Below are 14,035 nucleotides of genomic sequence, written 5' to 3'. Positions count from 1 at the left end.
GCGTCCCCTCACCGCGCCGTGGGCAGGCCCACCGCGGGCGACCTGCGCACGACGAGGGTCTCCTCGTCGGCGGTGGGTCGTGTGGGCTCGAGGACAGCGATGCCGCCGCTCACGTCAGGGTCGGCGAGGACGACGGCCCAGTCGACCACGACGTCGTCGGTGCGTGACGACGGCACGAGGACGACGGTGGCGACGGGCTCGTCGCCGAGGTCCGCGAGGTCGATCCGCACCGCCTGCCCGGGCGCGGCCTCGACGGGACGTGTCCCGAGGAGCGTGCCGTCCGCCGCGTACGCGGAGAGCTCGGCCACCTCCGTCGGCGTCCACGCCTCGGCCGTCTCGGCCGCGCCCCCCGTGGTCGCCTCGTCGGCGACCTCGTCCGTGGTGTAGACGACGGGGACGTCCCCGACCACGTCCGCGGTCCCGTCGAGCGCCGCGGGCAGCGGCGTGAGCACCGCGGTCCCCGTGAGCCCGTCCGGGATCGCGACGACGCTGCGGACCTGCGCCTCGGGTCGGCCGGAGGCCACCCAGGCGCGGTCCACGGGGACCCCGACGAGCGGCTGCTCGGGGTCCGCCGAGCCCTCGCGGGTGGAGTGGGCGCCTGCGACCACGGGGACGTCGGCCTGCACCAGCACCGTGTACGTCCCGGCGGGAAGACCCGCGAGGCTGAGGTCCTCGACCCGCCCCGCGACGAGGTCCATGGTCTCCACGCCGCGCAGGACGTGCCGGCCGTCGGCACCGAGGACGTGCACGGTCGCCGTCCCGTCGTCCGCGGGCGACAGGACCCGCACGGAGGCCACGTCGTCGTCACCCACCTCGGACTCCTCCAGGGAGAGCCCGGCGAGGACCTGGGCCGTGGCCGGATCGCCCCCGGCCGTGACGAGGTCCACCCCGGCGGGTGTCAGCCCCTCGAGCACGTTGTGCTGGAGGTAGGACGTCACGAGCGCGCCCGAGGTCTCGACGTGCACCACGGGACGACGCTCCTCGGCGGCGAGGCCCTCCAGGAGGGTGGACGACTGGGACCCGGGCGGCACGAGGTACGTGGACGGGCCGGCGAGGTCGAGCTGCCCGGAGGCCCCCCACACCGTCACGGTGACGGTCGCCGGGGTGCGGCTCGGGTTCTGCAGGACGAGCCGGGTGCTCGACCCGAGCTCGGTGCCCCCGCCGACGAGCCACTGGCTGATGCCCGGGGCGCGGCAGGCCGAGGCCGCGACCCCCTGGAGGTCACCGGCGGCGGTCGTGGACGCGACGCTCGCCGCGGCGAGCCCGTCGGTGCCTTCCGCCGGGTCCGTCTCGGCGCGCAGGACGGCCGCGTCGTCGACGGTCTCGGACGACGAGCCGGGGCCGTCGGCGTCCGGCGCCACCGCGCCCGTCCCGTCCGTGTCGTCCGCGGCGTCGAGCGCGACGACCGCGCCCGTCGTGCCGTCGTCCACGACGGCGGTCGTGAGGGTGGTCGTCGTGTCGACTGGGGTGGGGCTGAAGCCCTCGTCGTCCGTCGAGTCGGGGTCGGGCAGCGCCACCGGTGCCGGGCACACGAGGGTCGTCGTCGAGCCTGAGATCGCGACCGACGTCCCGGGTGCCTCGTCGGGGACATGGGTGGGCAGCACGGTGCTGCCGAGCGCGGCGAGCGCGCCGGTGGTCCCCACGGCGACCACGGTGGAGAGCACCGCCCACGTGCGGCGCCGCCGCGTCGCCCTGCGCTGCAGCTGCTCACGGGTTCGGACGGTCATCGGACACCTCCGGGTGGTCGTCGGCGCACCGGGAGCGCGAGGAGGACGGACACGGTGAGGACGATGCCCTGGAGCACGAACCACGGGGTGCGGCTGGCCCGCTCGTACCCCACGGTGAGGTCGCCTCCGTCGGGACCGAGGGCGAAGGCCTGCCGGCCGTCGGACTCCACGGACCGCAACGGGACTCCGTCGAGCTCCGCGGTCCAGCCGGGGGCTGCGGTCTCGGCGAGGACGAGGACCCGGTCCGGGTCCCCGTCGGGCACGGTCGTCCGCACGGAGGTGTCCTGGGCGTCGACGACCCCGGTGGCCGTCAGGGCACCGCCGGGGCCGGGGACGTACGTCCGCGCCCAGGCGGCGGGGACTGCCGTCTCCCCCGGCGGGGCGACGCGCCAGATGGTGCCCGTGTCGCTCTCGGTGATCCGCTGGACGCCGGCGACCGTGTCGATGCGCCCCACGAGGCGGGCTCGTTCGAGCGCGTCGGAGGACGGGACGAGGACCGCACCGACACCGAGGTCGGCCAGGCGCTCCGCCTGGTCACCGTCGGCGCCCGCGGCGAGGTCGGCGACGAGGTCGGCGACGTCGTCGGGCCGTCCACCGAGGGTGGCGACGTTCACGACGACCGAGGAGTCGGTGAGCTGGGGGCCGTCGTCGTGGAGCAGCTGATAGGTGAGGGCGCCGTCGTCGCGGGTCTCGAGCACGAGGACCCGGGCCTGACGGGCCGACGTCTGCATCTGCTGCCCGACGGCAGGGACCACCGGCCCGTCGAGGGCGAGGATCTCGAGCCCCGCGCCGGTGCGTGACGCGGTCCCCCAGGCGGCGAGCCCGAGGACGGGGACGGCGCCCACGAGGACGGCGAGCAGACCGATCGCCACCTGGCGCCACCCGAAGGTGTGCCGCAGGGCCTTGTCGCTCAGGCCGTCGACGCCGAGCGCGCCCGCGACGAGGAGGGCGAGCAGCATGAGCGAGAGACCGGATCCCGGCCACCCGCTCACCGTCGACCCGTCGCCCACCGCGACCGCCGTGGCGGACGAAGCGAGGGCCGCGCCGAGACCGAGGGGCACGACGCACCACGCCGTGCGCGCCCCGACGCCGCGTCCCCCGCTCCGGGCGAGTCCGACGACCGCGGCGACGAGCACCACGGCGCCCAGCAGGTAGGGCGTCACGGACCACACCGTGCTCCAGGCGCCGTCGGTCGCGAAGGACGGCGCCGGGTCCACGGGCACGAGGAGGAGCTGTCGCCACGCGTCGGTCCCGTCGGAGCCGAGGGGCAGCCCGGGGTCGCCGAGGAGGATCCGCCAGCCGCCGCTCTGCCAGGTGGCGACGGCACGGACGAGGACGGGGCCGAAGACGGCGAGCGCGGGCAGCGGCACGAGCAGGAGTCGCTTGCCGTCCCGTGGGACGGCGACCGCGACGATCGCGAGGGCGACGACGCCGGGCACGAGGAGGACGGGCGCTCCCTGGACGACCACGGCGAACACGAGCCCCGCCGCACCCAACGCCGCGATGGACGACGACGTCCTGCGCTCGGGCTCGCGGAGGCGGACGCGTCCTACGGGGACCTCCGCCCCGGGGAGGGAGCGGCCCTCGCGGGCGCGCTGCAGCGCACGGTGCTGGAGCCGTTCGCGTCGGCGGGCCTCGGCGCGCTCCTGGGATCGCATGCGCAGGGCGCCCCACGTGTCGGTGCGCTGCACCCCGACGGCGCGGGCCGTCGCGAGGGCGAACCACGGCAGCGCGGCGTGGGCGAGGACGGCGCCGAGCCGCCCCTCCCCCACGGCCAGCAGGAGCGGCGGGGCGGCGACCCACACGGTCGACACCCAGAACCGCACCGGGACGGACCGGGTCGCCGCGCCCGACGCGAACCACGCCCCGACACCGGACAGGACGAGGGAGGTCACGACGACGAGGTTCACGGCGAGCTGGAGGTCCGACCCCACGAGGACGGTCAGCGGCAGCAGGGCGGTGAGGAGGGGGTCGGCCGGTGCCGAGGCTCCGAGCCCGTCGCGCACCCACCCGCTGGTGACCGCGTCCCACACGTCGCCCGCCCCGCCGCTCGCGAGGAGCAGGGCGCCACCGACGATGCGACCGTCGGCGACCGTGCTCAGCAGCGGCCCGAGGGCCACCACGGTGGCGGCCACGCTCAGCGCGACGACGCCGGCGAGCGCGAACCGCCGTCGGGTGGCCGCCCGGCGGATCTCCGCGGCGTCGAGCTCGCGGGACCCGGCGGACGCCCGTCGGCGCGCCGAGTGCGCCAGCCGCCGGTCCCGCAGCTGACCGAGGACGTCGCGCGTGGAGGCCGTGAGGGGGGTGAGCAGGCTGCGCGGGGCGACGGACGTCCGCGCGATGCGACGCCGCGCGCCGAGGACGCGACCGACGCGGACCAGCAGCCACAGCGGCGCCCAGATCTCGTCGAGGGCCTGTCCCGGCTGCTTCACGGCGATGCGGTAGAGGGCGCGCGGCGGCCCTGCGACGACGGACGCGACGAGGAAGAAGGGCAGCACCCAGCCGGACACGGTCGTCGCCAGGTAGTAGAGCTGGGAGCGCAGCCGCGCCCCGAAGGTCCGGTCGCTGCGGGCGAGCGTCGAGCGGCCACCCCCGACCGGCACGGAGCGGTCCTCGTCGGCCGTCGACGCGTCGTCGTGCTCCGACCCGAGGACGTCCCGCACACCGGTGAGCGACCCCTGCGCGTGGAGGACCACGGCGTCGGGGACGACGATGACCCGGTGCCCGGCCAGGCGGGCGCGGCGGGACAGGTCGAGGCCGTCGCCGAACAGCCCGTAGGTGGGATCGGGCCCGTCCAGCGCCACCCACACCTCGGTCCGGGCGAGTGCACCCGCGAGGCCGACGGCGAGGACGTCCTCGCGGCCGTCGTGCTGGCCCTGGTCGAGCTCCCCCGGCTCGACGCCGGTCATGCGGCGACCGCTCCGCGACGTGGTGAAGCCCACCTCGATGAGCTCGTCGGGGTCCTCCCAGCGCACCTGCTTGGCCCCCGCGAGCGCGACGTTCGACGTGTGCTCCAGGGCCCGCAGGAGATGGTGCAGTGCCTCGCGCTCGGGCGCGCTGTCGTCGTGGAGGAGCCACAGCCACGGGGTGGTCACCGACGCGTCGGAGACCGCAGCGCTCACGGCGGCCCCGAAGGTCCGCGCCCCGGGGGCGCGGACGACGGTCGTGCCGTCGGCGACCTCGAGGTCGAAGCCCTGGTCGTCCGACGCGGAGACGTCGACGACGACCACGCGCGCGGGCTGCATGGTCGAGGCGTGGAGGGCGTCGAGCGTGTGGGCCACGTACGGGGTGGTGCCGCGCGTCACGACGACGGCGGTCACCGACCCGGTGCGGGCCTGCTCGGGGGGCGTGTGCGCCGGGGGCGCCTGGTCCGGAGATGTCATACCGACGACCATGGTGCCTCACGCCGGGCCCAAACGGCCTCCCTCGGCGCGGCGTGGCGCGGGCAGGGACGACGAAGGGCGGCCCCGGTGACCCGGGACCGCCCTCGGAGGCTCTCTCAGATGGCCTGCTTCTTCAGCTTGCGTCGCTCACGCTCGGAGAGACCGCCCCAGATGCCGAACCGCTCGTCGTTCTCGAGCGCGTAGTCGAGGCACTCGGACCGGACCTCGCACCCGACGCAGACCTTCTTGGCCTCGCGGGTGGAGCCGCCCTTCTCGGGGAAGAACGCCTCCGGGTCGGTCTGGGCGCACAGCGCTCGCTCCTGCCAACCGGCGGGCGCCTCGTCGTCCAGCGACCCGAAGAGCGGGAGGATGGGGGCGATCTGCGGGGCGTCTCCCGGCTGCTGGGCGTCGGACGGGAAGGGCCCGTCCTCGTCGAGCAGGTTCCACATGTCTGTAGCCCCCTCCGTCGTCCGTCGTCGTGGTCAAAAGGTCTGGTCAAAAGTTTGCTTCACAGGGTCGCGGACAGACGCCGAACTGGACAGATCTTCACTGAACTGCACAACTTCTGCACCGTTTCGAGCCCTTGACCGCTAGGTGAAATTACACGCGTGTCACACCGGGGAGTCAAGCCGAGTTGTGCTGTTTGGGCCGCTCAGGGCGGGTGAAATTCTGCGGCTCCCGAGGGGTCGACCCTCCCGGGCGGGCGTCTACGCTGGGGCCATGCCAGCCTCCACCACATCGCTCCAGACCGTCCTGAACAACTTCGCCGCCGACCCCGGTCGCCCCCGGCTCACCTGGTACGGGACCGACGGCGAGCGGGTGGAGCTCTCGGGTGCGGTGCTCGCCAACTGGGTGGCGAAGACCACCAACCTGCTCGTCGAGGAGCTCGACGCCGAGCCCGGCACCGTGGTCGACGTCGATCTCCCGCCGCACTGGCGCACGCTCGTGTGGGCGCTCGGCACCTGGCAGAGCGGAGCGACCGTCCGGCTCGGGGCGGACGGTGCGCCCGGCGACGTCGTCGTCACCGACGTCCCGGGGCGTCGGGCCGCCGGACGGGCCGCGCTCGTGGTCGTCTCGCTCCCCGCCCTCGCCCGCCGCTTCGACGGCGACCTCCCGCGCGGGGCCATCGACGCCGCGGCCGCGGTGATGACCTACGGGGACACCGTCGGCTACCTGCCGCCCCACGACCCGTCGGCAGACGCTCTCGTCGGGGGCGGCGTCGCGGCCACGGTGAGCCACGCCGACCTCCTGGGGTGGGCCGATCACGACGGGTCCCCCGAGGGGAGCGCCTCCACCGACGACGGGACGCAGACCCGGGGCGGGCGGCTCCTCCTCGCGCTGCAGGACGCGACGGCGAGGACGACGGGAACTCTTCTGCGCACCGCCCTCGCGAGCTGGCACCGGGACGGTTCGGTCGTCGTCCTCGCCCCCGACGTCGCTGCGGAGCTCGCGGCGGACCCGGCCCGGGCGGACCGGCTCGTCGAGACCGAGCGGGTCACGCACCGCGCGTGAACGACGCGGGCCCGGCGCGCTTGTCGGCGCGCCGGGCCCGGCGGTGGTCGGACGGTCGTGGACGGACCGGTCAGGGGCGCCCGAGCGCGCGGTAGGACCAGCCGGCGTCGCGCCACACCGTCGGGTCGAGCGCGTTGCGCCCGTCGAGGATGGTGCGGTGCGCCACGAGCTCACCGATGGCGGACGGGACGAGGTCCCGGTACTCCTTCCACTCCGTGAGGAGCAGCACGGAGTCGGCGTCCCGGACGGCCTCCTCGACGGTCTCCACGTACGTGAGGTCCGGGTAGCGTCCGCGGGCGTTGGCGATGCCCTCGGGGTCCGTGACGACGACGTCCGCACCCTGGAGCGCGAGCTGCACGGCGACGTCGAGCGCCGGGGAGTCGCGCACGTCGTCGCTGTTCGGCTTGAAGGTGACCCCGAGGACGCCGATCCGGCGTCCCTTGATCGACCCGCCGTTGACCTCGCGGGCCAGGTCCACCATGCGCACCCGGCGGCGCCCGTTGATCGCGTCGACCTCCTTGAGGAAGGCCACCGCCTGGTCGGCGCCGAGCTCACCGGCGCGCGCCATGAACGCCCGGATGTCCTTGGGCAGGCACCCTCCCCCGAACCCGAGGCCCGCGTTGAGGAAGCGACGCCCGATGCGCTCGTCGTGCCCGATGGCGTCGGCGAGCTGGGTGACGTCCGCGCCGGTCTCCTCGCACAGCTCGGCCATGGCGTTGATGAACGAGATCTTCGTGGCGAGGAACGAGTTGGCCGCGACCTTGACGAGCTCGGCCGTCGCGTAGTCGGTGACGATGCGCGGCGTGCCGTCGGCGAGCGCACGCGCGTAGACGGTGTCGAGGACGTCGGCGGCGCGCTTCCCGGCGTCGCCCGGCGCAACCCCGTACACGAAGCGGTCCGGCGTGAGGGTGTCCTTGACGGCGTACCCCTCGCGGAGGAACTCCGGGTTCCAGGCGAGGGAGGCCCCGACCTCCTCGACGAGGGCGGCGAGACGCGCCGCGGTGCCCACGGGCACCGTGGACTTGCCCACGACGAGATCCTCCGCGGACAGGTGGGGCAGGAGCGACGTCACGGACGCGTCCACGTAGCGCAGGTCCGCGGCGTACTCGCCGTCCTTCTGCGGGGTCCCCACGCAGACGAAGTGCACGGACGCACCTGCTGCGTCGGCGATGTCCGTGGAGAACGTCAGGCGACCGGTGGCCATGGCCTCGGCGAGGAGCTCGGGCAGTCCGGGCTCGAAGAACGGGGCCTCGCCCCGGGACAGGGCGTCGATCTTGCGGGGGTCGACGTCGATGCCCACGACGTCGTGGCCGAGCGTGGCCATGCAGGCCGCGTGGACCGCGCCGAGGTACCCGCATCCGATGACTGAGAGACGCACGATATGTCCTTTCGAGAGCGTGACGCCCAACCTATCGAAGATCGCACGCCGTGAGGGCACCGTTGGTCCCGGCGTGGCGTGACCTGCGCCTGCGTCGTCGTGGGCACAGGATCTCCACGTCGGCGGCACGCCGGGGACGACTACCCTGATCGCACCATGAGCAACTCTCCCGCAGCCCCCTCGCCGGAACCCGTCCTCGTCGTGTGCGTCGTCTTCAACCCGGGCCCCGAGCTCGAGGACTTCGCCACCTCCCTCGCCACCGCCACGACCCGCCCCGTCGACCTCGTCGTCGTGAACAACGGCGACCCGAGCCCGCTCGCGGACGCGGTCGCGGCACGGCTCGGCGGGACCGTCCTCGAGGGCGGTGGGAACGTCGGCTACGGGACCGCGTCCAACGCCGGCCTGCGGACGAGCCGGGCCCCGTGGGCCGTCGTCGCGAACCCCGACCTCGTGTGGACGCCCGGCTCCCTCGACACGCTCCTCGCCGCGGGCGAGGCGCACCCCGAAGCCGGGGCCCTCGGTCCCGCCCTCCTCAACTCCGACGGCACCCTCTACCCCTCCGCCCGTGCGGTGCCGTCGCTGCGGCAGGGCGTGGGCCACGCCCTGCTCGGCCGCCTGTGGCGCTCCAACCCCTGGTCGCGGGCGTACCGCGACGCCCAGGAGGACGCGGGGACGGAGGAGCGCGCCGCGGGCTGGCTGTCCGGCGCGTGCCTCCTCCTGCGGCGGACGGCGATCGACGCGGTCGGCGGCTTCGACGAGCGCTACTTCATGTTCTTCGAGGACCTCGACCTCGGCGAGCGCCTGGGCCGCGCAGGGTGGGCGAACCTCTACGTCCCCCAGGCCCGCGTGACGCACGTGCAGGGCGTCTCGTGGAAGGCCAAGCCGGAACGGATGATCCGGGCGCACCACGAGAGCGCGCGCACCTACCTCCACCATCGGTACCCCCGCCCGTACCACTGGCCGCTGCGGACGCTCGGCGGTGCAGCGCTCCGGCTCAGGGAGAGGGCCGAGGTGCGGCAGGCCCGATCCGGCGTCTAGGTCCGGAAGGCCCTGATGAGGCACACTGTTGTCCCATGCGCGGAATCATTCTGGCCGGCGGGTCCGGCACCCGGCTCCACCCCATCACCCTCGGTGTGAGCAAGCAGCTCGTCCCCGTCTACGACAAGCCGATGATCTACTACCCGCTGTCGACGCTCATCGCGGCCGGCATCAGGGACGTCCTGATCATCACGACGCCCCACGACGCGGAGCAGTTCCACCGTCTCCTCGGCGACGGCAGCCAGTTCGGCATCTCTATCGAGTACACGGTGCAGGCCGAGCCCAACGGGCTCGCGCAGGCCTTCGTGCTCGGCGCGGACTTCATCGGGACGGACACCTCGGCCCTGGTCCTCGGTGACAACATCTTCTACGGCCAGGGCCTCGGGTCCCAGCTCTCGCGGTTCACGGACATCGACGGCGGCGCGGTCTTCGCGTACCGGGTCGCGGACCCCACCGCGTACGGGGTCGTGGAGTTCGACGAGAAGGGCCGCGCGCTATCTCTCGAGGAGAAGCCCTCGGAGCCCAAGAGCAACTACGCCGTCCCGGGCCTGTACTTCTACGACAACGACGTCGTCGAGATCGCCCGTGACCTCAAGCCCTCGGCACGTGGCGAGTACGAGATCACGGACGTCAACCGCGTCTACCTCGAGCAGGGGCGCCTGCAGGTCGAGGTCCTCCCCCGCGGTACGGCATGGCTCGACACCGGGACGTTCGACTCCCTCGTCGAGGCGTCCGACTACGTGAAGACGATCGAGCACCGCCAGGGCCTCAAGGTCGGCGCCCCCGAGGAGCTCGCGTGGCGCCAGGGCTTCCTCTCCGACGACGAGCTCCGCGCCCGCGCCGAGACCCTCGTGAAGTCCGGGTACGGCGCGTACCTCCTGAGCCTCCTCGAGGACCGCGACTAGCAGCCCCGCGGATCACGACGACAGGGCCCGGTCCCGCACCTGGTGTGCGGGACCGGGCCCTGCGTCGTCAGATCGCCGGCTCCTCCTGGGCCATGGCCCGTACCTGCCGGGTGTCGTAGGTGCGCACGTGCGTCATCACGGGACGCTCCACGAGCAACCAGCTCGCCACCGCCGGGACGAGGACCAGCAGGGTGGTCACCACCAGGTAGGCGGGCATCCACCGGTGCAGCCCGACGAGCACGAGCAGCTGCTGCACGGGGAACGTGTAGATGTACACGCCGTAGGACACGTCGTGCCGTCGCAGGAGCTCTGGGGACGGGACCACCGACGCGAGCCAGAGCGTCGCGACGGTGAGCAGCGGCGCCGCAACCTGACCGCCCCACCCCGGCACGAGGACGATCAGCAGGAGGCCTACGACACCGGAGCCCACCCCGACCGGCCACGTCCCCGGGATCGTCTGACGGAGCTGGTGGACGAGCGCCCCGCCGAGGAAGTAGGGCAGCAGGGGGGCGAGGAAGAGCAGGTCCGGGTTGGGACCCAGGTACGGCAGCAGGGCGTCGAGGTTGGCGTGGGCGGCGACGCTCGCGACGAACAGGACGGCGACAGGGACCACGGACCGCTTGGCGAGCGGCCAGAGCATGACGAGACCGATGATCAGGTAGCAGAGGAACTCGTAGTAGAGGGTCCACAAGGACCCGTTCCACGCGCCGGGAAGGGGCACGCCCGTGGGCGTCCCTGCGACCGAGAAGTCGGGGATCCGCAGGAGCAGGTTCGAGAACACGTAGTTGAACGGCGTGTTCGGCGTGGTCAGGTACCCGTCGAGGGTGCGGTTCGCGTGGAGGTACCCGACGGGTGCGACGAGCACCACGGTCACCACCAGGCTGACCACGAACGCCGGGAAGATCCGTGCGATCCGGTGGACGAGGTACTCGGAGAAGTGCGTGCGCAGCCGTGCGGCGGTGATGAGGTACCCGCTGATCATGAAGAACCCGGCCACCGCCCACGTCCCGAGGTGCTCGCCCTGCCACGACGGCTCAGGGCGCCCGGCGATGGGGTACGCGTGCGACACGAGGACGACGAGCGCGAGGACGAGGCGGAACAGGTTGAGGCTGTTGCGCCGACCGCGCAGGAGCGGCCTGCCGACCGGACGCAGGCTCTCCTCAGCAGGAGTCACGGGTCACACCTCTCGGAGGACCTCCGACGAGGCCACCTGCCACCGCTCGGTCCAGTCGCCGATGGGCTCGACACCGGCCGCCGTCAGCGCGTCGTGGCCGAGGACCGAGTACGCCGGGCGCGGCGCAGGACGGACGAAGGCTGCGCTGGTGGTCGGCTGGATGGTCTCCGGGTCGTGGCCCGCGGACGCGACGGCCGCGCGCGCGAAGTCGAACCAGGAGGCCTGCCCGGACGACGTCCCGTGGTAAGTCCCCGAGGGCGCGCCGGACTCGACGAGGCGCACGACGAGGTCGGCGAGGTCCACGGTCCATGTGGGCTGGCCGACCTGGTCGTCGACCACGGTGAGGGAGTCGCGGTCCGCGAGGAGCCGCACCATGGTCTTGGGGAAGCACGCGCCGTGCGCGCCGTAGAGCCACGCGGTCCGGACCACGAGGTAGTCGTCGGTCTCGGCGCGGACGGCCCACTCCCCCGCGCCCTTGGTGCGCCCGTACGCGGAGCGGGGCGCGGCAGGCGCGTCCTCGGCGTACGGCTGGTCGGCGTCCCCGGCGAAGACGTAGTCGGTGGAGATCTGGACGAGGCGTGCGCCTGCGGACCTCGCCGCGCGTGCGAGGTTCGCCGGTCCCACGGCGTTCACCGTGAAGGCGGCCGCCTCCTGCGTCTCCGCGTCGTCCACGGCGGTCCACGCCGCGCAGTTCACCACGACGTCGTACCCGACCAGGCCGGCGTCGGTGCTCGCGGGGTCGGTGATGTCGAGCTCGGCGCGGTCCGCGGCGTCCACGGCGTGGCCGCGGTCACGGAGCAGGGACACGAGATCCTGGCCGAGCATGCCGTTCGCACCAACAACCAACCAGCGCACGGGACTCCTTCGGGGTGGGTCGCCGGTGAGCGACGGACTCGCCACGGTCGACGCGGCAACTCTAGTCGACGGCCCACCCGCGAGCGCGTAGTGCCCCGGTGCGGGCCCGGGCGCCGTCGGAGAGGCGCCCTCTAGGATCGTCACGGACCGGCGACCACCCGCCGGAGCAGCGACAGTGAAGGAGCGACCGACGTGGAATACCGCGAACTCGCAGTGCCCGGCGCCTGGGAGATCACCCCCAAGCAGTTCGGCGACCCCCGGGGCGTGTTCCTCGAGTGGTTCAAGGCCGAGAAGTTCGGGGAGGCCCTGGGCCACCCCCTCGACCTGCAGCAGGCCAACTGCTCGGTGTCGGCGGCGGGGGTCCTCCGTGGCATCCATTTCGCGGACACCCCTCCTGGGCAGGCGAAGTACGTGACGTGCGCCAAGGGTGCCGTGCTCGACGTCGTCGTAGACATCCGCGTCGGGTCCCCGACCTTCGGGACGTGGGACTCGGTGCTGCTCGACGACACCGACCGCCGCGCCATCTACCTGGGCGAGGGCCTCGGGCACGCGTTCATGGCGCTCGAGGACGACTCGACGGTGCTCTACCTGTGCTCGACGGGTTACTCGCCCGGCCGCGAGCACGGCATCCACCCGCTCGACCCCGAGGTGGGGATCGAGTGGCCGAAGGTCGGCCGCAACGGTGAGCCTCTCGAGCCGCTGCTGTCCGACAAGGACGTCGCTGCCCCGGGTCTCTCCGAAGCGGCGGCCCAGGGCCTGCTGCCCACGCTCGAGCAGGTCGAGGCGCACCTGGCGTCGCTGCGCGGGGCCTGACGGTCAGCGGCGCGCGCGCACGGCCGCCTCATAGGCAGCCACGTGCGTGCGTGCCGCCTCGGCCCAGGTGAATCCCTGGGCACGCTCGACGGCCCGCCCCGCGAGATCGGTACGACGGGCCGGGTCGTCGAGCAGCGAGGTGAGCTCGGTCGCGATCGACGCGTCGTCCGTGCCCGAGTACGCGACGGCGTCGCCGCCCACCTCGGGCAGTGACAGCATCCGGGTGGTGAGCACCGTGGCGCCGCACGCCATGGCCTCGAGGACGGGGAGCCCGAAACCCTCGCCCAGGCTCGGGTACGCGAGGACGGTGGCCCCGCCGAGGAAGGCAGGCAGGTCCTCGAGGGGCAGGTAGCCGGGGCGGCGGACGACCAGGTGGTCCGGGACCTGCGCGATCGCGTCGTCGATCTGCGTGTCCCAGCCCCTGCCGCCCGCGAGGACGAGAGCGGGCGGGTCGGTGCGGTCCTCGCACGCCCGGACCCACGCCCGGATCAGGGCTGACACGTTCTTGCGCGGCTCCAGCGTCCCGAGGAACCCGACGTACGGTGCGTCCCCGATGTCGAGGGACGCACGGACCGCCGCCTGCTGCTCGACGCTCGTGGGGCGGAAGAGCCCGTGGTCGACCCCGTGGTACGCCACGTGGAACCGGTCGGCGTCGCCCCCGACGAGGCGCAGCACCTCGTCGCGCGTGGCACGCGAGGGGACGACGAGCGCCGCCGCACGACGGCTCGCACCGCGGATCGCGGACCGGAAGAACACCGCCTTCGACCTCAGGTGCAGCTCGGGAGTCGTGAAGAAGGTCGCGTCGTGCAGCGTCACGACGACGGGCACCCCGGCGCGCACGGGCATCGTGTAGTGCGGGCTGTGGAGGACGTCCGCACCCACGGACCGCACGAGCGCGGGCAGACCGGTCTGCTCCCAGAGCATCCGCACGGGGCGACGCTCCGTCGCCGCCGGAGCGGCCTCGATCCGAGCACCGGCCGCGATGCGCCCGTAGTGGTCGACGTCCCTCTGCTGCACCGCGAGGACCAGGTCCACCCCGGCACGGAGGAGCTCGGGGACGAGCTCGTCGACGTAGCGGCCCACGCCTCCCCGGTCGGCCGGGACAGCGGTGGCATCCAGGAGAACGCGCATGGACTTCCTCATCGACAGGGCCGTCCCGGACGTGCGGCGGGAGCGGCAGGGTGTGCGTGGTCGGGTCCCACCGTAGACGGCTCGTGCGCCTGCCGACCCGCGGCGAGGGCTAGGATTAC

11 protein-coding genes are annotated in these 14,035 nt (G+C 73.6%); 4 read left to right on the top strand and 7 right to left on the bottom strand.

Translation table 11 applies throughout. From position 1 onward, the window contains the following. Positions 1-8: 8 nt before the first annotated feature. The 3 genes from JAV76_RS07190 to JAV76_RS07180 form a co-directional block, all read right to left on the bottom strand. Entirely contained in the window at positions 9-1,727 is a 1,719-nt protein-coding gene (locus JAV76_RS07190; protein WP_198733336.1) for a DUF5719 family protein, read from the bottom strand. Continuing rightward, positions 1,724-5,110: a glycosyltransferase gene (locus JAV76_RS07185; protein WP_198733335.1), complete on the bottom strand. Its 3,387-nt coding sequence runs from the start codon at positions 5,108-5,110 to the stop codon at positions 1,724-1,726. Before JAV76_RS07185 ends, JAV76_RS07190 begins: the two co-directional genes overlap by 4 nt. A 116-nt stretch (positions 5,111-5,226) precedes the next feature. Further along, positions 5,227-5,559, bottom strand: coding sequence for a WhiB family transcriptional regulator (locus tag JAV76_RS07180; protein ID WP_230401952.1), 333 nt, complete (start codon positions 5,557-5,559; stop codon positions 5,227-5,229). 271 nt (positions 5,560-5,830) lie between these two features. Between JAV76_RS07180 and JAV76_RS07175 the strand changes: the two genes are divergently transcribed. Next, positions 5,831-6,622, top strand: a complete 792-nt coding sequence (locus JAV76_RS07175; protein ID WP_198733334.1) for a TIGR03089 family protein — start codon at positions 5,831-5,833, stop codon at positions 6,620-6,622. 70 nt (positions 6,623-6,692) lie between these two features. Here the strand turns inward: JAV76_RS07175 and JAV76_RS07170 are convergent, their stop codons facing one another. Further along, positions 6,693-8,000 carry a UDP-glucose dehydrogenase family protein gene (locus tag JAV76_RS07170; protein ID WP_198733333.1) on the bottom strand — a complete coding sequence of 436 codons (1,308 nt, stop codon included), beginning with the start codon at positions 7,998-8,000 and terminating at the stop codon, positions 6,693-6,695. Positions 8,001-8,156: 156 nt separating this feature from the next. On the opposite strand from JAV76_RS07170, the gene JAV76_RS07165 reads away from it, so the two are divergent. Continuing rightward, positions 8,157-9,038: a glycosyltransferase family 2 protein gene (locus JAV76_RS07165; RefSeq protein ID WP_198733332.1), complete on the top strand. Its 882-nt coding sequence runs from the start codon at positions 8,157-8,159 to the stop codon at positions 9,036-9,038. A gap of 35 nt (positions 9,039-9,073) precedes the next feature. Beyond that, positions 9,074-9,943 carry a glucose-1-phosphate thymidylyltransferase RfbA gene (rfbA, locus tag JAV76_RS07160; protein ID WP_198733331.1) on the top strand — a complete coding sequence of 290 codons (870 nt, stop codon included), beginning with the start codon at positions 9,074-9,076 and terminating at the stop codon, positions 9,941-9,943. 67 nt (positions 9,944-10,010) lie between these two features. Here the strand turns inward: rfbA and JAV76_RS07155 are convergent, their stop codons facing one another. Together JAV76_RS07155 and rfbD are read right to left on the bottom strand one after the other, a co-directional pair. Further along, positions 10,011-11,117 carry an acyltransferase family protein gene (locus JAV76_RS07155; RefSeq protein WP_198733330.1) on the bottom strand — a complete coding sequence of 369 codons (1,107 nt, stop codon included), beginning with the start codon at positions 11,115-11,117 and terminating at the stop codon, positions 10,011-10,013. 3 nt (positions 11,118-11,120) lie between these two features. Next, positions 11,121-11,972 carry a dTDP-4-dehydrorhamnose reductase gene (gene rfbD, locus JAV76_RS07150; protein ID WP_198733329.1) on the bottom strand — a complete coding sequence of 284 codons (852 nt, stop codon included), beginning with the start codon at positions 11,970-11,972 and terminating at the stop codon, positions 11,121-11,123. A gap of 192 nt (positions 11,973-12,164) precedes the next feature. On the opposite strand from rfbD, the gene JAV76_RS07145 reads away from it, so the two are divergent. Then, positions 12,165-12,785, top strand: a complete 621-nt coding sequence (locus JAV76_RS07145) for a dTDP-4-dehydrorhamnose 3,5-epimerase family protein (protein WP_198733328.1) — start codon at positions 12,165-12,167, stop codon at positions 12,783-12,785. A 3-nt stretch (positions 12,786-12,788) separates the two neighbouring features. Here JAV76_RS07145 and JAV76_RS07140 read toward each other — a convergent pair whose 3' ends face one another. Next, positions 12,789-13,916: a glycosyltransferase family 4 protein gene (locus JAV76_RS07140; RefSeq protein WP_198733327.1), complete on the bottom strand. Its 1,128-nt coding sequence runs from the start codon at positions 13,914-13,916 to the stop codon at positions 12,789-12,791. Positions 13,917-14,035 lie beyond the last annotated feature (119 nt).

The organism is Sanguibacter suaedae, from assembly GCF_016342785.1.
In the GTDB taxonomy this organism is placed as follows: Bacteria; Actinomycetota; Actinomycetes; order Actinomycetales; family Cellulomonadaceae; genus Sanguibacter; species Sanguibacter suaedae.
This window is presented reverse-complemented; position numbering and strand designations above follow the sequence as displayed.